The following is a 23,751-nucleotide window of genomic DNA, read 5'->3' as shown; positions in this document are numbered from 1 at the left end:
TTTAGTTTCCGAGGATCAGCGCACCCGGTCCCGGCGCGCCCCTCCACGGCGTGTCATTCATCTGATGAAGCTGTGTTTCCGGAATCTTCGTGATTCGGCTCTTGCGACTTCTTCTCGGCATCGACCATTGCACTAACTCGAGAAAGCAAAAGCCAAGTGAAAAGGATTGCGAGCGCGAAGAGCGGCACCCCCATCACCAACCGGGCAATCCCAAGCGCACTCGTGTTGTCCGCGAAGTAGAGCGGCAGCTGCACAGCGAGGCGAGCAGCAAACACCAAGATCCAGAAGAGCGTGACAAGCTGAGCCGTGCGCCGCAACGCGGGAACAGCCTTCCACTCCGTGATCGATCCACGCAAAAACCCAAGCAGCAACCCAATCAAGGGCCAGCCAACAAGCAGCGAAATAGTGTGCGCCAGGATCCAAGCAGCATTGATATAGAAACCCGGCACAAAGTAGCTACTACCCTCACCAGAGAACATCACGGCAGCAACACACACAACGACGCCAATGACGCCCGAGAGTGCGGCCGTTAACGGCTCTTTCCGAAGCAAACGCCAAAGCACTGCCAGACCCGCAATCACCAGTGGCGCGATTGCCGAAAGCCTTGGGTCTTGAGTGATCACATAGACCACCAGATAAATCGTCGCGGGAACAAGCGACTCAAGCACACCACGCCAACCGCCAATCGCAGCAAGCACACCACTCGCGCTTACCGATTCGCCTGACATACCGGCGGTCACGACGCGACCAAGGCTGCCCTTTAGCGCCTGACGCTGAAGCTCTTCGGCAGCCGTTGGCGTCGCCGACTCTCCGCGCACATCATCAGCATCGAACGACGATTTCGCGCCGCTCGACTCGTTCGCTCCTTCGCGCGACGATTCGCTCACGCCTGGGTCGTTCCCTGCGCCTGGTTCTGAGTGTTGTTCTGAGCGACACCAGCCGGCACCTGCAGCGGCAACATCTCACTGGGTGGCATTGGCTGATCGCCACGAACAACCACCATGTCACGAAACAGCTCAATGACACCCTCGCGCGCCTGAGCGTCATCAGCGGCAGCGCCCATGATCACGCCGCGCAACATCCAACGCGGGCCATCGACAGCCATGAAGCGAACGGTACGCTCGCCGCTACCCTGCTCAGCCGGAGCCGCAGTGACAGCAACAAGCTCCTTACCAAGAGCACCCTCGACCTCCTCGACGCGAGCACCCTGAGAAGAAAGCTGCGTAGCAATCTCACTGCGCACCTTGTGCCACAAACCAGTGGTCTTCGGTGCCGAAAACGCCTGAACCTGCAGCAACGAACCCTGGTAATCAAGAGTCACGGCGACAACGCGCTTTGCACGCTCATCAACCTCAAGACGCAACTGCAGTCCCTCGCGAGGAGCCACCTTGATGCCACCAAAGTCTACGTACGGCCGAATGGTTGGTACCTCAACCAGGTCGAATGGACCGGCCGTCTCGCGGTCAGCCGGAGCTGACTTCGATGAATCGACCTCGACAACTGCTTCGGCCTCGGCGAGCTCAAGCTCCTCCGAAACGTTTGCTGTCTTGTCACTCATATTGCACTGCTTCTTTCATTCGCATCTCAGCACACAACGTGCCAAGATCCTGCGTGGTATTGAACTAAATCCTAGGCGCGATCGCTGACACCAGTCGAACCGAAGCCACCGTTACCCCGAACACTCTCAGACAACTCGGGAACCGGAACAAAAACTGCTCGAGTGACTGGCATCACAATCAGCTGAGCGATGCGATCGCCGGGCGAAATCTCGAATGCATTGTGCTGATCAAGGTTGATCAGCGGCACTTTGATTTCGCCGCGGTAGCCGGCGTCGATAGTGCCGGGAGAGTTCACAATAGAAATGCCGTGCTTCACCGCAAGGCCGCTACGTGGAACCACAAACGCGGCATAACCCTCAGGCAATGCAAAACGAATACCAGTCGAAACTAGCGCACGCTCACCCGGGCCAAGCACCAAAGATTCAGAACTACGCAGATCTGCACCCGCGTCGCCGGGCTGCGCGTACGCAGGGATCTGTCCGGAATCGCCAACGATTGGAAGCTCAATCACATCAGTCACCCACACAGGCTAGCGGATCATCCTCTATGACACGCAGCAGTTTCACGGTCGGTTACACGAGATAATGAGAACATGAGCAAGCTTTCATCCTCGAATTACCGCGAACGCCTGTGGCCCTCCCCCGGATTGATGATTGCATTGCTGCTGTTGTTGCCTGCGGTCTATATGGTGATCACGCCCATCCAGGCGTCACTCGCTATTCCAATTGCGATCGGCGTATATCTTCTGATCGCGGGATCGTTGGTGTTGATGTCACCAGTTGTTCAGATTTCTGACGGCGTGTTCAGCGCAGGCAGCGCCAAGATTCCAGTCTCGGCGCTCGGTGAAGTCGAATTGCTAGATGATGCTGGTCTGCGCCGCGCAATCGGACCAGGAGCAGATGCTCGCGCATACCTGCTCGTGCGCGGATTCATTCACCGCGGCATTCGAGTCGAAGTCACAGACGAAGCCGACCCCACACCGTACTGGATTCTCACGACACGTCGCCCTCAGCAGCTCGCCGCCGCCATTAAGCAGGCAAACGCCGCGGCGAAAGCTTAGAGGATCGGGCAGAACACCCAAAAAGCCCCGCTCATCTAAATTCTCGAGATGAGCGGGGCTTTTTGCGTTGCCACGTCTACCGCGGTGGATGCCTCAGCGCCAAGGGGCGCTTCGTGCGCTAAAAGGCGATGCCTTTTAGCCTGAGCACACCCCACGCAGTGGCGCGGGCGCTTCGTGCACTAAAAGGCGATGCCTTTTAGCCTGAGCACTCAGCGCAAACCGGACCAAGCTTGGATTCGTGATCCAGCTGCGAACGGTGGCGCACCAAGAAGCAGTTCACACAGGTGAACTCATCATCCTGCTGAGGCAGCACGACAACATCGAGCTCGATGTCTGAAAGATCAGCTCCTGCAAGCTCAAAACCGGGATTGTCCGAATCCTCTGAATCAATAGACGACGCGCCCTTGGTGGGCACCCGTTCCTTCAAAGCTTCGATCGACTCTGATTCGTCCTCAGACTTACGGGGGGCGTCGTAATCGGTAGCCATGCTCTCCTGCGCTTCGTTGTGTTGACTGAAACTCTCAACTGCGGCCATAGTTTGCCTTAAAGAACCCCCTTTGCGCAAACTCGATCACCGTGAGTTTGCTGAACGCGAAACATCCAGAAGCAGAGGAATAGGGCATAGGCACCCGCATATTTAGCGAATTTTCGCAACAGCCCGTCTCAATGTGGCGCTGACACCCAACAACATGGCAATCTTGGTGGGAATGCGGAAGGAAACAGCGATGGATGAATTGCGTGTCGTGCGTCGTGAAGATCAGGCTCTGATCGTCGCGACCGAAGCCGGTGACGAATACCGGCTGATCGTCGATAGCAGCGTGCTCGCTGACCTGCGGCATCTTGCCCGCCAGGCAAATGGCGCCGCTCGTATCAACCCACGAGAGATCCAATCTCTTGTTCGTGCCGGAAAAAGCCGGGCCGAAATCATGCAGCTCACAGGAGCCGAAGAAAGCGACATCGAACGCTACGAAGAGCCTGTACTTGCCGAGCGGCGCTTTATCCTCTCGAGCGCTCAGAGCGTGCAGGTACGGACCAGCCCGACAGAAGAGACCGAGGAGCAATTTGGCTCAGTCATCGCGGAACGACTAATCGGACTGCAGGCTAAGAGCGTCGCCTGGACCTCATGGCGCGACGACGACGCCGGCTGGATGATCGGCCTTGACTTTGACTCCTACGAGGTGTCACATCACGCGGTGTGGTCATTTGATCATCGCAAGAGCCTGCTCTCACCCCTCACCCCCGATGCAGTCACGCTTTCGAAGCAGAGTGGCGTCGGTGACCGTTTGATCCCGAAGCTCCGCGCGGTAGATTCAAACGAAAGCGGCGACAGATTCGATTCTGATGCGTTTGATCGGGAATCCCTGCTCAACGACGGCGCAGCGGCAGAAGCTGCCGCGGGAGGCGAAGCAGAAGACGCCCAAGCTAGCGACGATACCCGGCCGACAGCTCAGCCAATGAGCCCTGGAGCCGAAGCCGCCGTGCGAGCAGGGCACCCGTCAACCGGATCAATTCCAATCATTCGCCAAGAAGACGAGTTCGCGCGTCGCCGCGAAATTGACCAACGCGCCATCAAAACGACTGAGCCCGAGAATCAAGATCTTGGCCAGACCGCTGATCTGCTTGACGCTCTGCGTCGCCGCAGAGGTGCCCGCGACGAAGCTCAGGCCACGCCGAACGAAGAAACCGAGGCAGAGCAGAGCGAGACCGCAAAACCCGTTTCACTCACTCACCTGAACGAGTGGCGCGCGCCAAGTCAGCAGGCCCCAGCTCGGCCAGAGCAGACTGAACCACCGGCTGATCCAGCGCCCCCTGCTGAAGAACCCGCACAAACTGAACTGCCAGTTCCAGAACCGGAAAAGCCGCAGGAGGCACCAAAGCGAGGCAAAGGCCGCGCTTCAATTCCAAGTTGGGACGACATTCTTTTCGGCACACGAAGCGAAGAAGACCCGAACTAAAGCACTGAAAGTGGCCAGGCGCTAGAGCGCTTGGCCACTTTCAGTTTCATGAGCTTCGCAGGTTAGCAAGCTCAGTGATCGCTGAGACGATGCCCGTGCCCACAAACGATCCGCCGACAATCAATGGCACTCCACGTTCCTCATCGCTTACCCCGCCATGCTGACCGATCATGAGCAGAGCACCCGGATCGTCACTCGGCAGCGTGAACGCGAATTGCGCGCGGGCTGCCACCAGCACGTCGCCTAGGCGATCCGCCACACCCTCTGCAACCGGACCGAACCAGTTGGCGGCGATTGCTTCTTCCCGAGTGCCGACCCAGGCAGTTTTGCCCAGTGAAGCCTGCACGGCAGCCGCGACCTCGGTCGCATTGAACCCCTGGTTCAAGTAGAGCGACCGCATACGTGGCTCTCCCCCGATTTCAGCGACCGCCCCATCGGGCAGCAATGAAGCATCGAGCATGATTCGTTTTGCTTCGTCAACGTCGATCATCCCGTGATCTGCGGTCACCATGACGCCAATATCGCCAGGCAGGGTGCGCAACAAATCGTCAAAGGCAGAGTCCAGTTGTTCAAGGCGCAACTGCCATTTATCGCTTTGCCAGCCCTCGCTATGCGCCGCTTTGTCAAGCTCGTCGACGTAGAGGTAACACAGGGTTGGGGATTCTTCACGAAGTATCTGCGAGGCAATACTGAAACGGTCAGCAATCGTCTGACCACCGCGGTAATCTGCGCCACGCAGGATCGCCTCAGTAAGCCCGCCGCTCGCGTGTGCGGGCCTACCGATCACAACCGACCGAGCACCAAATGAAGCGGTGAGCGAGAACAGCGGCTCACAACGCTGCCAATGGTCACTCTCCACGACACCTGCCCAGTCTTTGAGTGGGCTCAGCAAACCGAGCCGCGGGTGCCTGATCTTATAGCCGATGAGTCCGTGCTCGCCGGGCAAGACACCGGTTGTGATGGTCGTAAGCGCGGCCGAAGTGGTTGATGGAATCACTGTCTCAATGCGGCGATTCGGCAGCGAACTGAGCGATCTCGCGTGACCAGCTTTGGCCTTGAGGTTTGCATGTCCGAGACCATCAACCACCACAATCAGTACGGACCGTGCCGGCGGCACTTTGCCCGACTGCAGAAGTTCGGTAGTCAATGACCGTGTTGAATCGGGCAGCGCATCTGCGGAATAAAGCACTTGCGAGGGGTCAGAACCCGCCGAAATCGCCATCGAAGCAATCGCTGTCGGGAGAATCGCGGCAAGCCTCGCGCCGTTGTCGGTGGGCGTCGGTAGCATGATTCCATCGTATCCACGCGCGCTGACTATGCGCGCACCCACCGAAAGGTGATGCATCAGATCGTGACCGAGCAGAATTCTGTCGAACGTATCGAAGACATCGACATCCAGTCAGAGATGGAGTCGTCGTTTCTCGAATACGCGTACTCGGTGATCTATTCGCGAGCACTTCCAGATGCTCGCGACGGCCTCAAGCCGGTACAGCGCCGCATTCTCTACATGATGACCGATATGGGTCTTCGCCCGGAGAAAGGCCACGTAAAGAGTGCCCGTGTGGTCGGCGAGGTAATGGGAAAGCTTCACCCACACGGTGACTCTTCTATTTACGATGCGCTTGTGCGACTCGCCCAGGCGTTCGCGTTGAGACTCCCGCTCGTTGACGGTCACGGCAACTTCGGATCGCTCGACGACGGTCCAGCCGCATCTCGTTACACCGAAGCCCGTTTGGCGGGTGCGGCGCTCGCGATGACCGGTTCTCTTGACGAAGATGTGGTTGATTTCGTACCGAACTACGACAATCAACTCATGCAGCCAGATGTGCTGCCATCAGCGATTCCCAATCTGCTTGTCAATGGCGCGTCGGGCATTGCCGTCGGTATGGCGACAAACCTGGCACCCCACAACCTCATCGAGGTCGTTGAGGGTGCAAAACATCTCCTTACCAACCCAGACGCGAGTGTTGACGAGCTGATGGAGTTCATTCCGGGGCCCGATCTTCCTGGTGGCGGCATCATCGTGGGCCTTGACGGCGTCAAAGATGCCTACCGCACCGGTCGTGGCGCCTTCCGCACCCGAGCAAAGGTGTCGGTCGAGCAGTTGGGGCCACGTCGCACAGGTCTGATTGTGACTGAGCTCCCCTACTTGGTTGGCCCAGAGCGGGTGATTGAGAAGATCAAGCAGGGCGTTGAAGCAAAGCGACTGTCTGGCATCAGTGATGTTGCAGACCTCACCGATCGCAAGAACGGGCTGCGCCTAGTCATCACCCTCAAAACCGGTTTTAGCCCTGAGGCAGTGCTTGAACAGCTCTACCGGGTGACTCCGCTCGAAGACTCGTTCAGCATCAACTCGGTGGCGCTCGTCGAGGGCCAGCCGCAGACGCTCAGCCTGCGCGAGATGCTTCGTGTCTTTGTCGATCATCGCCTTTCTGTGGTGCGCCGCCGAAGCGAATACCGCCTGCGCAAGCGCCGCGAGCGTATGCACCTCGTTGAGGGCTTGCTGATCGCGATCCTCGATATTGACGAAGTCATTCAGCTGATTCGTAATAGCGATGATGCCGAAAGCGCACGCACACGTTTGATGCAGGTCTTTGATCTGAGCGAGCCACAGGCTGAATACATTCTTGAGCTGCGACTGCGCCGACTCACCAAGTTCTCGCGCGTTGAACTTGAGGCAGAACGCGACCAGTTGCGCGCCGAGATCGAAGCGCTGCTTGAGATTCTTGGCAGCGATGAGCGTCTACGTGCAGTGGTGTCAGGCGAACTCGATGAGGTTGCCGAGGCCTACGGCACACCTCGCCGTACGCTCCTTACCGGAGCTGTCGCACGACCTGCGAGGGCTTCTGCCGGCGCAGCAGCTTCACTTGAGGTCGCCGATACTCCCTGCACGGTCTTGCTCTCGGCTACCGGCCGCGCTCTGCGTCTTGACCGCGACCCAGAGGCTACAGAAAGCTCTCGGCCAGCATCACGCGCCACAAAACACGGGGCGGTGCTCTCATCAGTAGATGGCACTGTGCGAGGCGAACTGGGCGCCATTTTGAGCGACGGCAGCCTGCACCGGTTTACTCCGGTAGACCTGCCGCTCGTTCCGGCAGCCTCGATCGCATTCTCTGCCGGGGTCTCGCTTGCTGCCTACATCGGAATCACCGACAAGAAGCTCAAGGTCGTTGGCATTGTGCCGCTTGATAATGAAACCCCGATTGGCCTCTTCACCGAACAAGGCGTTGTGAAGCGTGTGGTGCTCACTGAGCTGCCCGCGCGCCCCGAGTTCGAGGTTATCGGGCTGAAGACCGGTGACAAGCTGATCGCCGCGTTCCCAGCGCCAGATGGCACGGAGTTCGCGGCCGTAGCAAACGATGCTCAGCTCTTGCGCTTCGCGGCCTCTGCGGTGCGTCCGCAGGGTCGCCCAGCGGGAGGTATGGCAGGCATGAAGCTCGGCGCTGATGCCCGAGTGATCTTTGCGACTGCTGTTGAGTCAGAGGTCGAGGCGAAGGTTGTCACGATTGCTGATAGCTCGCTCACGCTGCCAGGCATTGATGTGGCCACCGCGAAGGTCAGCGATTGGAGCGAGTACCCTGCGAAGGGACGTGCCACCGGTGGCGTTCGTGCTCAACGTTTCTTGAAGGGCGAAGATCAACTCGCCTGCGCTTGGGTTGGCACCGGGGAGCCAAGAGCTCTCGCTGCTGACGGCGCAGCGCGTCAGTTGCCAGCAGAGCTTGGCCGCCGCGATGGATCGGGCACCCCGATCGACGGTGCTGCAGCGTTCATTGGATGGGCTCCCTAGGCTAGGCGCTCAATAGCGACCAATCACCTGGTGTGCTCGCGCACAAAGGAGGGGTGCAGCCAGTATCGGCTGCACCCCTCCTTTTGTCTCTAAGTTCAACCTAGATCTGCGTCACGCGGCCCGGCACCAGGCAGTCCAATCTCAAGCCGCCTAATACTAAGCGACCCGTCACTGAGCGACCCGACGCCGAGCAGCCAACCCGACGCTGAGCGACGCAACACTGAGCGACCCGCCGGTTCGCTGAACGGCGTTAAGCAACCCAGAAATGCACGAACCAGCACTGCACAAACCAGTACTGAGTGAACCGGCATTGCGCGACCCAGCAATTCGCGAAGCAATACTGCGCGAAGCAATATTGCGCGACACGCAGCGTTAAGCGTCGATTCGCTCGCGATCAAGGTCGTCTGCGTTTTCGATGATGAACTCCTTGCGCGGCGCCACATCGCCACCCATCAGCAGTTCAAACACTTGTGATGCCGAGTGTGCGTCTTGCATTTGCACACGGCGCAGCATTCGGTGTTCGCGATCCATCGTCGTTTCTGCGAGCTGATCCGCGTCCATCTCTCCCAGACCCTTGTAACGCTGGATCGGTTCAAGGTACTTCTTGCCACGCTTGCGAAGGTCTGCGAGCAGGTCTTGGAGCTGCTTTTCGCTATAGGTGTAGATGACGTCGTTGGGCTTGCGGCCCGCGTTCTGCACGATCACTCGGTGTAGCGGTGGCACTGCAGCATAGACGCGACCGGCCTCGATCATTGGCCGCATATACCTAAAGAAGAGGGTGAGCAGCAGTGTTCGAATGTGGGCGCCGTCAACGTCGGCGTCGCTCATTAGAATCACTTTGCCGTAGCGAGCAGAGTCGATGTCGAAGTCTCGGCCGGAGCCAGCACCAATCACCTTAATGATTGAGCTGCACTCAGCATTGTTCAGCATTTCAGCGACTGAGGCCTTTTGCACGTTGAGGATCTTGCCGCGGATAGGCAGCAGGGCTTGAAACTCACTATCGCGGGCTGGGCGCGCAGTACCGAGCGCGCTGTCGCCCTCCACGATGAATAGTTCGGTGTCGGCAACGTTTTTCGAACGGCAATCGATCAGCTTTGCAGGTAGTGAGGAACTCTCAAGCGTGCTCTTTCGCCGAGCGGTGTCACGCTGCGCACGAAGCGCAATTCGCGACTTCATCTCGGCGACCATTTTTTCAAGCAGCGAGGCTGCCTGAGCTTTTTCGTCGCGCTTAGTTGAGTTATAGCGCTCTTCGAGCCCCTTTGAGATTGCCCGTGAGACGATCTGGCGCACTGCGGCCGTGCCTAGGACTTCTTTTGTTTGGCCTTCGAACTGTGGCTCAGGAAGACGCACCGTGACCACAGCAGTGAGACCGGTGAGAATGTCGTCTTTGTCTGGCTTGTCGCTGCCCGCTTTCAACTTGCGAGCGTTCTGCTCGATCTGTTTGCGGAAGAACTTGGTGAGCCCCTGTTCGAAGCCACTCATGTGGGTGCCACCCTTGGGCGTCGAGATAATGTTCACGAAGCTCTGAATCTCGGTGTCGTACCCAGTGCCCCAGCGCATTGCGACGTCAACCTCACAACGACGCTCTACCTCGCGAGAAACGAGAGCGCCCGAGGCTTCGTCCATCACTGGCACGGTCTCGTTAAAGGTGCCCTCGTCGGTGACGCGCCAAACTGAAGTTAGCGGTGCGTCAACCGCCAAGTATTCGACGAACTCGCTGATACCACCCTCATACTGGAAACGGTGAACCGGGGCGACGCCTGCTTCATCGAGCGACTCGGCACGTTCGTCGGTGATCTCAATTGCTAGCCCTGGCACGAGAAACGCCGTCTGGCGAGCTCGAGCAACAAGAGAGTCTGGCTCGAAGCGAGCCGTCGAGAGAAAGATCTGGGGGTCGGCCCAGTACCGGACTCGCGTGCCGGTGACGCCCTTCTTCACCTTGCCAATCTGAGTCAGTGTCGAGGCGTCTTCAAATGGAGTGAAGGGACTATCTGGACTATCACCGTCAAAGCGCCCCGGTTCGCCGTGCCGAAACGACATGGCCCAGGTTTTGCCATCACGATCGACCTCAACGTCGAGTCGGGATGAAAGAGCATTCACTACAGAGGCGCCAACACCGTGCAGACCGCCAGACGAAGCATAACCGCCGCCGCCGAACTTGCCACCAGCATGCAGTTTTGTGAAAACCAGTTCGACACCGGTCAGTCCGCTCTTTGGCTCGACGTCTACGGGCACGCCACGGCCCTTGTCGCTCACGGTAACACTGCCGTCAGTGTGCAGCTGGATACCGATCTCTTCCCCGTAGCCGGCAAGCGCCTCGTCGACCGAGTTATCGATGATCTCCCAGAGGCAGTGCATCAAACCGCGCGAGTCGGTTGTGCCGATGTACATTCCCGGGCGCTTGCGCACCGCTTCAAGACCCTCAAGCACTGTGAGGTGACGTGCGGAATAGCTCGCTTCTGCCAAGGCTGCGGCCCCTTTCTATCTGACTCGTTAACCCTAGAACGAACCACCGACAATTGCTGCGATAACGCGCCGCTTCGAGAGTACTGACCTAACTACGCGGTCAGCGAAACGGCGCCTGCATTACAGCGAGCTTCAGGCAAACGTGGTTGGATGGAATCAACATAAGGGGTCGTGTAATTGCACACGATGCCAAGCTCTTCAGATAGGGAGGCTGCAATGACCACACTGGAACAGGACCGCGCAGAGTCGCTCCCCGCGGCTGACCGACCGCTCAGCGGTCTCGACCGTTGCGACAGCTGCGGCGCACAGGCATACGTACGAGTTGTGCTCAACGGCAGTGAACTGCTCTTCTGCGGTCACCATGCCAAAAAGCACGAGGCCAAGCTTCGCCCCATGGCTGAAATTTGGCACGATGAGACTTCGCGTCTCGTGGCAGCTCAGTGAGCGAGACAGCTCAGCAATCTGAGAAGGGCGGACTCGGCGCTGGGCGCCGGGTCCGCTACCTCTTTGATCGCGTAGCCGCTCTCGATGCAGGTCGACTTTGGCGGCTCGCTGGATCCATCAGCAAGGATGCACGCAAGCCTCGGCTGTGGATCCTCGCTGACATGATGTACAGCTCAGTGGTTTACGAGATCGCTTTCCAGGATTACCAGGACTGGGATTTTTACGACCTCAACCGCGCAGAGCGTGGCACATTCATGAGCCATCCGAAGTCGAATCACCTCGCGCTCAAGCTGAATCACCCAGATTTTCGAAACAAGCTTGCCGACAAGTCTCAGTTCAATCGCGAGTTTGCCGAGTATCTCGGCCGCGAATGGATTGATGTACGAGAGTCAGACACTGCGACGATCAGGGAGTTCGTGACCCGGCACGGTGCTGTCATGGCGAAAGTTCCCGATAGCCTCGGCGGTATTGGCATTGCAAAGCGCAAGGCCGAGGACATCAGCGATTTCGATGCTTTCCGCAACGAGCTCCTCGAGGGTCGACAGTTTTTGCTCGAGCAGCTCATTCCGCAGCACGAGGAAATGTCAAAGCTTTGTAATACCAGCGTCAATACGCTTCGTATTATCAGCTATTTTGACGGCGAGAACGTCAAGGTCATCGCGAGTGTGCTCAAGATCGGCAATGGCGGCGCAATCGACAACTTCAGCCACGGCGGCATGTACACCATGCTGAGCGATGAAGGCGTCGCGCTCTACCCAGCTTTTGATGGTGAAAACCGCACTTTCTCCGTGCACCCGGTAACTGGCACCTCAATTGTCGGCTTCCAGGTGCCACTATTTGATGAAGTCCTGAGCTTTGTAGACAAGATCGCACGCGTTGTGCCTGAGGTTCCGTATGTTGGCTGGGATATCGCTATCTCCCCCGACGGCCCAGTCGTCATTGAGGGCAACTACAACACCGGCGTGTTCCAGGCCAAACCAAGCGTCTCTGGCGTGCGCACGGGTCTTCTGCCCAAGTACAAAGAGGTGATCGGCTTCTAGCCTCGATCCAACGCAAAACCCCGGCTCTCGCAATCTGCGAGGCCGGGGTTTTTACGTGGGATCGGCTGCCTACGCAGCAAGCACCGCGTCAACCGCAGATTCAATGACGTCGAGACCACGAACCAGCGTCTCTTCGTCACCGAGCAATGCCGGCATCAGCTTGAGCACCTCGTCGTGTGCCCCGCTTACCTCTACGATGACGCCAAGCTCGAACGACTTGCGTGAGATACGACCGGCAAGTTCGTTGTCGCTAATGCCAACGAGACCCTGCAGCAGGCCACGACCGCGAGTTGCGAAGTGCTCTGGGTAACGAGCCGCGATCGAGTCGATCCTTGCACGCACAAGCTCTGAGCGGCGTGCGATGCCCGCAACAAACTCCGGGTCGCGCCAGAAGTTGTTCAGAGCTGAGGTCGCCGACACCAACGCGACGGTGTTGCCGCGGAAGGTACCGGTGTGCATTGCTGGCTTCCAGACGTCAAGCTCCGGGTTGATCAGCAGAAGCGACAGTGGGAAGCCGTAGCCCGAGATTGACTTCGACAGAGTAACCATATCTGGCACAATGCCTGACTCTTCAAAACCGAAGAAGTCGCCCGATCGGCCAACACCGATCTGAATCTCGTCAGCGATGAGCACGATGCCGTGCTTGGTGCAGAGTTCGCGAAGCGCGCGCAGCCACTCAGCAGAAGCAACGTTCACGCCGCCCTCGCCCTGTACTGTCTCGACGATCACGGCAGCAGGCAGATCGAGACCGCTCGAAGGATCTTCAATGAGCTTCTCAAGCATCTTGACAGTGTCGATATCGTCACCGTAGTAGCCGTCGTACGGGTGGAACACCACGTCACCGAGATGCGCTCCTGCTGCATCGCGGAACCATGAGTTCGCGGTAGCCGCGAGTGCGCCCATTGATAGGCCGTGGTAACCATGAGTGAAAGCGATCACTCCGGTGCGACCGGTTGCAAGACGAGCAAGTTTGAACGCCGCCTCGACAACGTTGGCGCCGGTTGGACCGGTGAACTGGACCTTGTACGCGTAGCCCCGAGGAGCGAGGATCACTTCGCTGAATGTCTCAAGGAAGGTGCGCTTGGCGCTGGTAGCCATATCAAGCGCGTGCTGAATACCGTCAGACGCGAGGTACTCCAGTACATCTTTCTTGATCGCTGGGTGATTGTGACCATAGTTCACAGCGCCTGCGCCGCAGAAGAAGTCGATGTAATCACGGCCAGCTTCGTCAGTAATGGTTGACCCTCGAGCGGTATCAAACACCGTCGGGAACGCACGCACGTAGCTGCGAACCTCTGACTCCATCGATGAGAAAACACTCAGGTCCATGATGCTTACGCCTTCCCCGTGACCTTGCGAATAATGCCCATTGGCGTGCTCTGCGTGCCCTGACCGAGCGGGTTATCGCCGAGAATTCGGGCGACTTCAAGCTCGTGTTCCTTGGTCGAGTTCGAGCCAAGAATGTTGCCACCAATGTCGTTGATGTCGGCGATCATCACGACGATGTCGCGACCGAGCTGCCGCTGAACCTCACGGGCAACTCCGTGTGGATCTACCGGGCCAAGCACCACACGATTGTCGTATGGCGGAATGGTTCCATTGGTGGGCCCGTCGATGCTGCGTGCCTTGTCACCTACGATGCGGTAAAAGTCGCCACGACGACCGAACGCCTTGGTAACCGCTGCCACCGCTGATGCCAAGAGCACGCGTGGGGCACCAACCTCACGGAGCGCCATTTCCATTGTCTCTGGCATGCCGAGGCCGATGCCGTACGCAGTCTTCGTCACGTAGCGTGAGAGGAAGGTTGCGAGCTTGCGCGGCTCAATCTCGTCGAGCGCGTATGAACGGCCCTGGGTGATTGCGACAATCTTCTCAGTAATAAAGAAGATGTCACCGTCCTGCAGCTCGCTTGCCGCGTACTGCTCAACAATGTCGCTCAGTTTGTCGTCGGGCATTACCACGTGTGTTTTCAGTGGAATGCGCTGGTAATCGACACCATCGACCGAAATCGATAGCGCTTTCCCCTCGTTGGCCTGTGCCATTAGTGCTCTCGCTTTCGTATCTACAACTCAGTGATCCGAAGATCGGCCTACTCGAGGTAGTCGCGGAGCTGCTGGCTGCGGCTTGGGTGGCGCAGCTTTGCCATGGTCTTCGACTCGATCTGGCGAATACGCTCACGGGTCACGCCGAAAGTGTCGCCAATCTGGTCAAGAGTCTTTGGCTGGCCGTCACCGAGACCAAAGCGCATACGAATCACACCAGCCTCGCGCTCACTCAGCGAGTCGAGCAGCTGTTCCAGCTGCTGCTGCAGCATGGTGAAGCCAACCGCGTCAGCGGGCACAACAGCTTCGGTGTCTTCGATCAGATCACCGAACTCGCTGTCGCCGTCTTCACCGAGCGGAGTGTGCAACGAAATCGGCTCGCGACCGTACTTCTGCACCTCGACAACCTTTTCAGGTGTCATATCGAGCTCACGGCTCAGCTCTTCTGGCGTAGGCTCGCGGCCGAGATCCTGAAGCATTTGACGCTGCACGCGGGCAAGCTTGTTGATGACCTCAACCATGTGAACAGGAATACGGATGGTTCGTGCCTGGTCAGCCATTGCGCGGGTGATCGCCTGACGAATCCACCAGGTAGCGTAGGTCGAGAACTTGAAGCCCTTGGTGTAGTCGAACTTCTCAACCGCACGGATCAGGCCAAGGTTGCCCTCTTGAATGAGGTCAAGGAACTGCATGCCGCGGCCGGTGTATCGCTTCGCAAGCGACACGACGAGACGCAGGTTCGCACCGAGCAGGTGGCTCTTGGCGCGCTGGCCGTCGCGAGCAACCCACTTCAGCTCACGGGTGAGCTTCTTTGGCAAGTTGGTCTCAGTGCCGAGCTTCTCTTCTGCAAACAGGCCGGCTTCGATTCGCATCGCAAGCTCAACCTCTTCGGCAGCGTTCAGCAGGGCGACCTTACCGATCTGCTTCAGGTAGTCCTTGACCGGGTCAGCAGTCGCGCCTGGAATCGCAGTAGCGATCGTTGGCACGTCTTCCTCATCGCCCGGCTTCCAAGCGATCGCGCCCGTTGGCAATGGCATGGTTGCGGCTGCAGCAACTGGCGAGACAGTTGCCTCGTCAGTTTCTTCGGTCTCTTCAACTTCGTCTACAGCGTCGTAGTCAATGTCGTCGGACTTTGCCCGCTTCTTAGTGGCAGGCTTCTTCGCAGCAGCAGCCTTTGTAGCTGTCGCCTTTGCAGCTGGCTTCTTGGCCGCTGCGGTCTTGGTTGCAGCTACCTTGGCGGTAGTCGCCTTCTTAGCTGGTGCCTTCTTAGTAGCTGTCTGATCGGTCTCAGCAGCTTCGTCTGCAGCTTTCGCCGCAGCCGAAGGAGTCTTGGACGTGGTTGCAGTCGCCACGCGGCCGCCTCTCTCATTCGAGTCTCAACTTCACCCGGCCTCGCGCGAACGAATCAACGCGTATACCGGCAAAACCCGTGTCAAGCCCCCGAACTCTCGAAGTGAGATTTCTTACGGGACCCGAACGGGTTATCAGTCACCTATTATTGCACGAAAAGCTGGCAATATTGCACTTTGAGTGCGGATGGCTGTGCGCTGTGAGCGATCCGGCGTTTATTCTCCCTGCGAATTATCTTCGCGGTACTGCGCAAGAAAACGCTCTAACTCGCTCGCCAATTGATCGGCAGTAGGCAGTGCGTCTTCGTCGGAAATCAGTGGAGTCCGACTGCCCTGATCTTCTACGTAGGCGTCGTAGCGGGCTTCTAGCCCACGAAGCATCTCAATTGAGTCTTCGTTCTCAGAAACCTGACGATCAACCTGCGCCCGGAACTCGTGAGTACGCTCGCGCACCTCATCGGTGGTGACAATGAGCCCTGTAGCAGCCATGATGCTGTCAAGCGCGAAGAGCAGCGCGTCAGGGTATTCATTGCCAGAGAGGTAGTGGGGCACGAGGATCGCGAAGCCGACCACCTCTTCGCCCATGCTGTGCAATCGGTACTCGAGCAGGTGGGTCAGCGAGGCCGGCAGTTTGGTCGTCGGCTTCCAGACAGATCGTTCTTCGATCAGATCATCGCGAGTACCACTCACGGTCGCACGCAAGGGTCGCGTGTGCGGCACTGGCATAGGGACCGCGTGCGCCCAAACGGTAACCGAAACCTCAAACTCGGCAACCAGCAGCAGCAAGGTGTCTACGAATTGTTCCCAGCGAAAATCTGGTTCGAAACCGCTGAGCAATAGAAACGGCGAACCAAGCTGGTCTCGGCAAAGCGACAGGGTCAGCTCTTCTGGCGAGTAATCGATGAAGTGGTCTTCGTTGAAGGTGATCACTGGGCGCCGCGCGCGATAGTCAAGCAGGAGATCGGTGTTAAAACGCAAAATCTCTTCGGGCTCGCAACGATCCCACAGGAAAGCATCCAGCTGACTCACGACACCACCGGGATCGCTCACGCCACTTAGTGTGACAACGAGCGGAATTCCCTTTGGTACCTGGGCCCGGCGTTCTGCATACTCTGCCGAGAAGATCGATTCGTTCACGCTATCCATCCTACGAACTTTGGTGTCATATAACGTCTGAAACGTAACGCCCACAGCGAACCGTCTATTCCCGCTCCAATCGGACCCCGAATAGGGATGCCTCTGGTAGTAGGCTTATCAATGTACGCCCGCACTAGTCATACGGGTGAGGAACGCGATACGAGGAGAGCCCACTTGGCTGACCAGCAGTTTGACATCGTTGTACTCGGCGGCGGCAGCGCCGGATACGCTACGGCATTGCGCGCGAAACAACTGGGTTTCAGTGTTGCAATCGTAGAAAAGGACAAGCTCGGAGGCACTTGTTTGCACCGTGGCTGTGTGCCAACGAAGGCCCTGTTGCACTCGGCAGAGATCGCCGATGTTGCACGTGAGGGAAGCATCTACGGAGTGAACTCGAGTGTCGCAAGCGTAGACATCTCGGGAGTGCTCGGGTTCAAGGACAACCTGATCTCAGGCAAGTTCAAGGGACTGCAGGGCCTGATCAAGGCCAACGGCATTCCAGTGATTGCAGGCGAGGGCCGTCTGGTCGCTGCGAACACCGTTCGTGTTGGTGACGAGAACATCGTTGGCAAGCACGTTGTGCTCGCCACCGGATCGTACTCGCGTTCACTGCCGGGTCTCGAAATCGGCGGTCGTGTTATTGCGAGCGAGCACGCACTTGAACTCCACGAAATCCCTAAGCGTGTTGCCATTCTTGGCGGCGGCGTAATTGGCGTCGAGTTTGCAAGCGTCTGGCGCTCATTCGGCGCAGAGGTAACCATCATTGAGGGCCTGCCCCACCTCGTACCCAACGAAGAAGAATCGATTTCAAAGCAGCTCGAGCGAGCATTCCGCAAGCGCGGCATCGACTTCAAGCTCGGCGTGCGTTTCCAGTCGGTCACCCAGACCGACAGCTCGGTCACAGTTTCGCTTGAAAACGGCGAAACCGTGGAGGCTGACTACCTGCTCGTCGCAGTTGGTCGTGGCCCAGCTACTCAGGGCCTCGGCTTCGAAGAAGTCGGCATCACGATGGATCGCGGCTTTGTGCTCACCGACGAGCGCCTCGCAACTAACGTTCCTGGCGTTTATGCAGTGGGCGATATTGTTCCAGGCTTGCAGCTCGCACACCGCGGCTACCAGCAGGGCATCTACTTGGCTGAACTGCTTGCTGGAATGAACCCAGCGCTTGTCGAGGACGTGAACATTCCAAAGGTCACCTACTGCGACCCAGAGATTGCATCGGTGGGACTTACCGAGGCAAAGGCTGCAGAGAAGTACGGTGCCGAGAATGTCACCTCTTACGAGTACAACCTCGCGGGTAACGCGAAGAGCTCGATTCTTGGTACCGCTGGCTCTGTCAAGGCAGTCCGCCTGAAGGACGGCCCAGTGCTCGGTGTGCACATGATCGGTGCCCGTGTTGGCGAACTCGTCGGCGAAGCACAGCTCATCGTGAACTGGGAGGCGTACCCAGAGGATGTAGCTCCACTGATCCACGGTCACCCGACTCAGAACGAAACCATCGGCGAGACCATGCTCAAGCTTGCTGGCAAGCCACTGCACGCGATCTAATCGCGCGGCACAAAGACTAATCAAAAACGATCGGAGAAATGCACAATGAGTGAATCGGTAGTGCTCCCCGCACTTGGCGAGAGCGTGACCGAGGGAACCGTTACCCGCTGGCTGAAGAATGTTGGCGACCGGGTAGAGGTAGACGAGCCATTGCTCGAGGTTTCGACTGACAAGGTCGATACCGAGGTTCCTTCCCCTGTAGCAGGTGTGCTCGAGGCGATTCTCGTTGCTGAAGACGAGACCGCCGAGGTCGGCGCAGCTCTTGCATTGATCGGTGACGGCAGCGATGCTGCAGCACCAGCAGCACCAGCAGCACCAGTTGCTGAAACAGCACCCGCAGCACCTTCGGCACCCGCAGCACCTGCTGCTCCTGTCGCTGAGGCTCCAGTGGCTCCTGCAGCTCCGGCAGCAAGTGGCGACGCACAAGACGTGGTACTCCCCTCGCTCGGCGAAAGCATCACCGAGGGAACCGTTACCCGCTGGCTGAAGAGCGTTGGCGAGCAGGTCGAGGTTGACGAGCCGCTGCTCGAGGTATCGACCGACAAGGTTGATACCGAGGTTCCATCACCGTTCGCTGGCGTGCTCCAGGAAGTCCTTGCAGCCGAAGACGAGACCGTTGAGGTCGGCGCTGTGCTCGCACGAATCGGAAGCGGCGCTGCGCCAGCTCCAGCGGCAGCGCCCGCAGCGGCTCCAGCTGCTGCTCCTGTCGTACCAGCACCTACTCCAGCAGCAGCACCTGCTCCAGCAGCAGCGCCTGCACCTGCTGCTGCGCCCGCACCAGCACCAGCACCAGCACCAGCACCAGCACCAGCGGCCGCACCAGCAGCTCCTACAGCAGCACCAGTAACGGCAGCCGCACCGCAGGCCTCTTCAAACTACGTGACTCCGATCGTGCGTAAGCTCGCTACCGAGAAGGGCATCGACCTTTCGACCGTCCGCGGCACCGGTGTTGGTGGACGTATCCGCAAGGAAGACGTACTCGCAGCGGTATCGGCACCAGCGGCTCCAGCGGCCCAGGCAGCACCAAAGCCAGTTGAGATCTCGCCACTGCGCGGCACCTCACAGCCAATGAGCCGTCTGCGCAAGGTAATCGCACAGCGCGCTGTTGAGTCGATGCAGGCAACTGCTCAGCTCACCACCGTGGTTGAGGTTGACGTCACCCGCGTTGCGAAGCTTCGCGAGGCAAAGAAGGCCGAGTTCCTCGCAAAGACCGGCACCAAGTTGTCGTTCCTGCCGTTCTTTGCCGCTGCCGCTGCTGAAGCGCTGCGTACCTACCCAATCATCAACGCAAGCGTTGACGGCGACTCGATCAGCTACCCAGCTACCGAGAACATCAGCATTGCGGTAGACACCGAGCGCGGCCTGCTCACCCCAGTGGTGCGCAATGCTGGCGACAAGTCTGTTGCAGAGCTCTCGCAGGACATCGCTGACCTCGCGGCGCGCACCCGCGACAACAAGCTCACTCCTGACGAGCTTGCGGGCGGCACTTTCACTCTCACCAACACGGGTTCGCGCGGCGCACTGTTCGACACCCCGCTGGTGTTCCTGCCACAGGTTGCCATTCTTGGCACTGGTGCAGTTGTGAAGCGCCCAGGCATTGTCAGCGGCCCTGACGGAGACGCAATCGCCATCCGCTCGATGGTGTACCTCGCTCTCTCATACGATCACCGCATCGTTGACGGCGCAGACGCTGCCCGCTTCCTCAGCCAGGTGAAGGCACGTCTCGAAGAGGCAAACTTCGAGAGCATTCTCGGCATCTGATTCGTTTGCGCTGGATCGTCTTCCGGTGCAGCGCAAACAATTAGGGCACTACTAGATCGGTGGGCGACTCAATCGTGAGTCGCCTGCCGATTTCGTGTTTCACCACCCTGGTGGCTGCGTAGCCGGTCCATTCCCCCGCAGCTATCTGAGCGATTGCGCACTCGATTGCCTCGACCAGGTAAGCACTAGCGTTTTCGCCTCCCCAATGCTGAAGCAAGCGTCGAGTTGCTGTCACCGGAACGCCGATTGTGCGACAACCGAGGTCATGACCGCGTTTCAAATGTTGATTTCGCCGCCCGTGTTGGGCGATCCGGCGAATACTATTCGAGGGCGATCGTTCGATCCGATGCTCGTGCAATCGAAGATCGCTCATCTGAAGCTCCCCCACGCAGAAGCCACAAGATTTCAAATATTCGCCAATAGCGCAGAGCTGCACGAGAAGCTGCGCGGCTTCGCGGGCGGTGTAAAGAGGTGTAGCTTTCGGCATTGGGCAAATATCTCACTCGGAACAACTGAAAATCACGATTTGCATAGATATTCGGTATTTCTACCAAGCTTTGCCCCCTGTGAGCGACGAACCTTCTGGAACGAAGCGGTAGGCTAGTTTCTATGGCGAAGGACAAAACTCAGGGCGCTCCAAAGCAGCCCGGTCGCATCAAGCAAATGGTGCAGATTTACCACAATACGAAGCAGTATGACCGGAATCTGCCACTTATTCTCGTGCTCTGCTTTGTAGCACCTATCGCGCTGGCAATCGTGGCCGCGCTGGTGTTCAACAACAGCATCTTTGGCTGGATCGTGTGGCCTCTCACCGGTATTTTGGTCGGTCTCCTGATCGCTATGATCGTGCTTGGTCGTCGCGCCGAGAGTGTCGCCTATGGCCAGCTCGAGGGTCGTGCCGGCGCCGTAGGCGCTGTCATCAATGGCGCTCTGCGTCGCTCATGGCGCGGTAGCGAGGTGCCAATCGCCATGACCAAGCAGCAGGATGCACTCTACCGCGTCGTCGGGCGCGGCGGAGTCGTGCTTATTGCAGAGGGCAGCAAGGCTCGTTCACAGCAGCTCGCAAACCGCGAAATGGTGAAGTTGCGCCAGGCACTGCGTGGTGTTCAGATCACCACACTCTACGTTGGCTCTGACGAGGGTGGCATTCCACTCAACAAGCTTTCACGTACCCTGACCAAGATGAAGCCCGCACTGAACCGTCGCGAAGTAACCGACGTGTACAACCGTCTGTCTTCACTTAAGTCAGATCCGATCGGCATTCCAAAGGGTATGGATCCATACAAGGCTCGCCCACAGCGCGGTCGCTAAAAAGATCCGCGACATCGCGGATCGAGTATAGACGCAAGAGGGGCTGGTGTTGCAGATGCAACAGCAGCCCCTCTTGCTGATCCAGCTTAAAAATCTAGGCACGAACCAACACGGTGCCAGCGATCTTATCGTGGAAACCGCGCTGATCACTGTCCCAGACGAGTACCGGAATTATCAGCAGAATCATCAGCGTGCGCACCACAGGTCGCCACCAACCGACCCAACCGCCAGCAATTGGCACTACTCGCAAACCCAAGATGCGGTGTCCGATGGAACCGCCGAGGGTCGGAATGAACAAGATCTGCATCAAAGCAAAAATGCCGAGTGTAATAAAGGTTGACGCCGATCCAACGTCGGGAGCTAGCAACGTGAGTACCGATGCGATCGCCCAATCGATAATGATGGCGGCGAAGCGTCGGCCGATGCGGCCGACCGAGCGAGGCCCAGTTTCTGGAAGCCCCAGTCGCTCTCCTGGCCATTTGCTCGGCTCAAGATCGCCAAAACGCTGAGGTTGCTGTGGTGAAGGCATGATTCTCATTCTACGAAATTGCGCGAGTCGATATCTCTGAAGATGCCGGTTCGAGACCCCACCCGAGGCAATAATGACCAAAAAAGTAACATGCTCGAAACAAACGGCACACGATGTCGAAACGGTAGTGCCGTAGCCTTGATGTGTGCCAAGCGGTGATTCCGCGATCGTAAACGAGGAGCAGCATGTTCACCACACCCCAGGAAGTGCTCGATTTCATTAAGGAGACCGACGTCAAGTTTCTTGACATCCGTTTCACCGATTTGCCGGGCGTGCAGCAGCACTTCAACATCCCAGCCGCAACGGTAGATCTCGATTTCTTTGAGGTCGGCCAGATGTTCGATGCTTCTTCAATCCGCGGCTTTGCAGGTATCGCGGAAAGCGACATGCAGCTGATTCCTGATGTCACCACCGGCTACATCGACCAGTTCCGCGCCGAGCGCACACTCGTTCTGGTGTTCGACATCTACAACCCTCGCACCGGAGAGATTTACGCACGCGACCCACGTCAGGTGGCAAAGAAAGCCGAGCGTTACCTCGCTTCAACTGGCATCGCAGACACCGCTTTCTTCGCGCCAGAGGCCGAGTTCTACATTCTTGATTCGGTCCGCTACGAGACGACGCCACAGCGCACCTTCTATGAAATCGATTCAGAAGAGGCGCACTGGAACTCAGGTCGCAAGATCGAAGGCGGCAACCTCGGCAACACGACCCCGCTCAAGGGCGGCTACTTCCCCGTGTCGCCAGTGGACAAGCAGGCTGACCTGCGAGATGACATCTCGCTGCGCCTGATCGAAGCCGGATTGCACCTTGAGCGCTCACACCACGAGGTCGGCGCACCGGGCCAGGCTGAAATCAACTACCGCTTTGACACCATGGTGTCGGCTGCCGATGATGTGCTGAAGTTCAAGTACATCGTGAAGAACACCGCGGAGATGTGGGGTAAGACCGCAACCTTCATGCCAAAGCCAGTCTTTGGCGACAATGGTTCGGGTATGCACACTCACATGTCTCTCTGGAAAGAGGGATCGCCACTGTTCTACGACGAGAACGGTTACGCGGGGCTCAGCGATCTTGCGCGCTGGTACATTGGCGGCATCCTGAAGCACGCACCGGCGCTGCTCGCCTTCACCAACCCCACGATCAACAGCTACCGCCGCCTCGTAAAGGGCTATGAGGCCCCAGTAAACCTGGCGTACTCGGCAGGCAATCGATCGGCCGCAATTCGTATCCCGCTGACCGGTTCGAACCCGAAGGCGAAGCGCATCGAGTTCCGCGCTCCAGATGCGTCGAGCAACCCGTACCTGGCCTTTGCTGCCCAGCTTATGGCTGGCCTTGACGGCATTCGTAACCGCATCGAGCCAATGGCTCCAATCGACAAGGATCTTTACGAGCTGCCGCCTGAGGAAGCTAAGAACATTCCTCAGGTTCCGGCTTCGCTCGAAGAAGCTCTAGTTGCGCTAGAGGCAGACCACCAGTTCCTGCTTGAAGGCGGCGTTTTCACCGAGGATCTGATCAGCACTTGGATCAACATGAAGCGCGAGACCGAAATTGCACCGATGGCGCTGCGCCCGCACCCATACGAATTCGAGCTCTACTACGGCGTGTAACTAAACAGTAGGATCGCGGGACGTTTTTTGTTCCCGGTCCGCCATCAATCCGCAGGATTTTTGTCACGCTGCTTTTCGGCTTCGTCTGAGTCCGCGGAATGAACAGGATCGGCCCGTGCCCTAGTCGCGTTTGCGACGACGGTGCGGGCCGAT

The 23,751-nt window shown here is 58.2% G+C and carries 21 protein-coding genes; 9 read left to right on the top strand and 12 right to left on the bottom strand.

Annotated features, from left to right (window positions below; genetic code table 11):
* Positions 1-53 precede the first annotated feature (53 nt).
* The 3 genes from QBL02_RS12245 to dut all read right to left on the bottom strand — a co-directional run bounded on the left by QBL02_RS12245 (position 54) and on the right by dut (position 2,079).
* On the bottom strand, positions 54-887 hold the full coding sequence (locus QBL02_RS12245; RefSeq protein WP_282726710.1) for a DUF3159 domain-containing protein: 834 nt from the start codon (positions 885-887) through the stop codon (positions 54-56).
* Positions 884-1,558: a DUF3710 domain-containing protein gene (locus tag QBL02_RS12240; RefSeq protein ID WP_282726709.1), complete on the bottom strand. Its 675-nt coding sequence runs from the start codon at positions 1,556-1,558 to the stop codon at positions 884-886. The genes QBL02_RS12245 and QBL02_RS12240 overlap by 4 nt, the downstream gene beginning before the upstream one ends.
* A 71-nt stretch (positions 1,559-1,629) precedes the next feature.
* The gene (gene dut, locus QBL02_RS12235; protein WP_282726708.1) at positions 1,630-2,079 is read right to left on the bottom strand and encodes a dUTP diphosphatase; all 450 of its coding nucleotides are present in this window, start codon (positions 2,077-2,079) and stop codon (positions 1,630-1,632) included.
* 72 nt (positions 2,080-2,151) lie between these two features.
* Between dut and QBL02_RS12230 the strand changes: the two genes are divergently transcribed.
* Positions 2,152-2,619: a DUF3093 domain-containing protein gene (locus QBL02_RS12230; protein ID WP_282726707.1), complete on the top strand. Its 468-nt coding sequence runs from the start codon at positions 2,152-2,154 to the stop codon at positions 2,617-2,619.
* Positions 2,620-2,815: 196 nt separating this feature from the next.
* On the opposite strand, the gene QBL02_RS12225 is transcribed toward QBL02_RS12230, so the two are convergent.
* Positions 2,816-3,106, bottom strand: a complete 291-nt coding sequence (locus tag QBL02_RS12225; RefSeq protein ID WP_282726932.1) for a DUF4193 domain-containing protein — start codon at positions 3,104-3,106, stop codon at positions 2,816-2,818.
* Between the two features lie 238 nt (positions 3,107-3,344).
* Here QBL02_RS12225 and sepH point away from each other — a divergent pair, with 238 nt between their 5' ends.
* Positions 3,345-4,574, top strand: a complete 1,230-nt coding sequence (sepH, locus tag QBL02_RS12220; protein ID WP_282726706.1) for a septation protein SepH — start codon at positions 3,345-3,347, stop codon at positions 4,572-4,574.
* Positions 4,575-4,620: 46 nt separating this feature from the next.
* Here sepH and QBL02_RS12215 read toward each other — a convergent pair whose 3' ends face one another.
* A complete protein-coding gene (locus QBL02_RS12215; RefSeq protein ID WP_282726705.1) occupies positions 4,621-5,862 on the bottom strand; it encodes a nucleotide pyrophosphatase/phosphodiesterase family protein in 1,242 nt (413 codons plus the stop codon).
* A 117-nt stretch (positions 5,863-5,979) separates the two neighbouring features.
* Here QBL02_RS12215 and QBL02_RS12210 point away from each other — a divergent pair, with 117 nt between their 5' ends.
* Positions 5,980-8,361, top strand: coding sequence for a DNA topoisomerase IV subunit A (locus QBL02_RS12210; protein WP_282726931.1), 2,382 nt, complete (start codon positions 5,980-5,982; stop codon positions 8,359-8,361).
* Positions 8,362-8,733: 372 nt separating this feature from the next.
* On the opposite strand, the gene QBL02_RS12205 is transcribed toward QBL02_RS12210, so the two are convergent.
* Complete coding sequence (locus QBL02_RS12205) at positions 8,734-10,827, bottom strand: DNA topoisomerase IV subunit B (RefSeq protein WP_282726704.1); 2,094 nt, start codon at positions 10,825-10,827, stop codon at positions 8,734-8,736.
* 216 nt (positions 10,828-11,043) lie between these two features.
* On the opposite strand from QBL02_RS12205, the gene QBL02_RS12200 reads away from it, so the two are divergent.
* Both QBL02_RS12200 and QBL02_RS12195 read left to right on the top strand, forming a co-directional pair.
* Positions 11,044-11,271 carry a hypothetical protein gene (locus tag QBL02_RS12200; RefSeq protein WP_282726703.1) on the top strand — a complete coding sequence of 76 codons (228 nt, stop codon included), beginning with the start codon at positions 11,044-11,046 and terminating at the stop codon, positions 11,269-11,271.
* Positions 11,268-12,311, top strand: a complete 1,044-nt coding sequence (locus QBL02_RS12195; protein ID WP_282726701.1) for a sugar-transfer associated ATP-grasp domain-containing protein — start codon at positions 11,268-11,270, stop codon at positions 12,309-12,311. The genes QBL02_RS12200 and QBL02_RS12195 overlap by 4 nt, the downstream gene beginning before the upstream one ends.
* 69 nt (positions 12,312-12,380) lie before the next feature.
* Here QBL02_RS12195 and ectB read toward each other — a convergent pair whose 3' ends face one another.
* From ectB to QBL02_RS12175, 4 genes are all read right to left on the bottom strand, one after another.
* Complete coding sequence (gene ectB / locus QBL02_RS12190) at positions 12,381-13,640, bottom strand: diaminobutyrate--2-oxoglutarate transaminase (RefSeq protein ID WP_282726700.1); 1,260 nt, start codon at positions 13,638-13,640, stop codon at positions 12,381-12,383.
* Between the two features lie 5 nt (positions 13,641-13,645).
* Entirely contained in the window at positions 13,646-14,353 is a 708-nt protein-coding gene (locus QBL02_RS12185) for a coenzyme F420-0:L-glutamate ligase (RefSeq protein WP_282726699.1), read from the bottom strand.
* 47 nt (positions 14,354-14,400) lie between these two features.
* Entirely contained in the window at positions 14,401-15,705 is a 1,305-nt protein-coding gene (locus QBL02_RS12180; RefSeq protein WP_282726698.1) for an RNA polymerase sigma factor, read from the bottom strand.
* A gap of 213 nt (positions 15,706-15,918) precedes the next feature.
* The gene (locus tag QBL02_RS12175) at positions 15,919-16,839 is read right to left on the bottom strand and encodes a PAC2 family protein (RefSeq protein WP_282726697.1); all 921 of its coding nucleotides are present in this window, start codon (positions 16,837-16,839) and stop codon (positions 15,919-15,921) included.
* Between the two features lie 174 nt (positions 16,840-17,013).
* Between QBL02_RS12175 and lpdA the strand changes: the two genes are divergently transcribed.
* Complete coding sequence (lpdA, locus tag QBL02_RS12170) at positions 17,014-18,387, top strand: dihydrolipoyl dehydrogenase (protein WP_282726696.1); 1,374 nt, start codon at positions 17,014-17,016, stop codon at positions 18,385-18,387.
* Positions 18,388-18,432: 45 nt separating this feature from the next.
* Positions 18,433-20,148 carry a 2-oxoglutarate dehydrogenase, E2 component, dihydrolipoamide succinyltransferase gene (gene sucB / locus QBL02_RS12165; protein ID WP_282726695.1) on the top strand — a complete coding sequence of 572 codons (1,716 nt, stop codon included), beginning with the start codon at positions 18,433-18,435 and terminating at the stop codon, positions 20,146-20,148.
* A 40-nt stretch (positions 20,149-20,188) separates the two neighbouring features.
* Here sucB and QBL02_RS12160 read toward each other — a convergent pair whose 3' ends face one another.
* Positions 20,189-20,383 (bottom strand): hypothetical protein, encoded by a 195-nt coding sequence (locus tag QBL02_RS12160; protein ID WP_282726694.1) that lies wholly within the window; start codon positions 20,381-20,383, stop codon positions 20,189-20,191.
* A gap of 374 nt (positions 20,384-20,757) precedes the next feature.
* On the opposite strand from QBL02_RS12160, the gene QBL02_RS12155 reads away from it, so the two are divergent.
* Positions 20,758-21,459 (top strand): DUF4191 domain-containing protein, encoded by a 702-nt coding sequence (locus QBL02_RS12155; protein WP_282726693.1) that lies wholly within the window; start codon positions 20,758-20,760, stop codon positions 21,457-21,459.
* 94 nt (positions 21,460-21,553) lie between these two features.
* Here QBL02_RS12155 and QBL02_RS12150 read toward each other — a convergent pair whose 3' ends face one another.
* Positions 21,554-21,988 (bottom strand): RDD family protein, encoded by a 435-nt coding sequence (locus QBL02_RS12150; RefSeq protein ID WP_282726692.1) that lies wholly within the window; start codon positions 21,986-21,988, stop codon positions 21,554-21,556.
* A gap of 185 nt (positions 21,989-22,173) precedes the next feature.
* Here QBL02_RS12150 and glnA point away from each other — a divergent pair, with 185 nt between their 5' ends.
* Positions 22,174-23,598, top strand: a complete 1,425-nt coding sequence (glnA, locus tag QBL02_RS12145) for a type I glutamate--ammonia ligase (protein ID WP_282726690.1) — start codon at positions 22,174-22,176, stop codon at positions 23,596-23,598.
* Positions 23,599-23,751 lie beyond the last annotated feature (153 nt).

Origin of the sequence: Leucobacter sp. UT-8R-CII-1-4 (assembly GCF_030010235.1) — a bacterium.
In the GTDB taxonomy this organism is placed as follows: domain Bacteria; phylum Actinomycetota; class Actinomycetes; order Actinomycetales; family Microbacteriaceae; genus Leucobacter.
The sequence above is the reverse complement of the archived record's forward strand: the minus strand, read 5'-3'. Positions and strand labels throughout refer to the sequence as shown.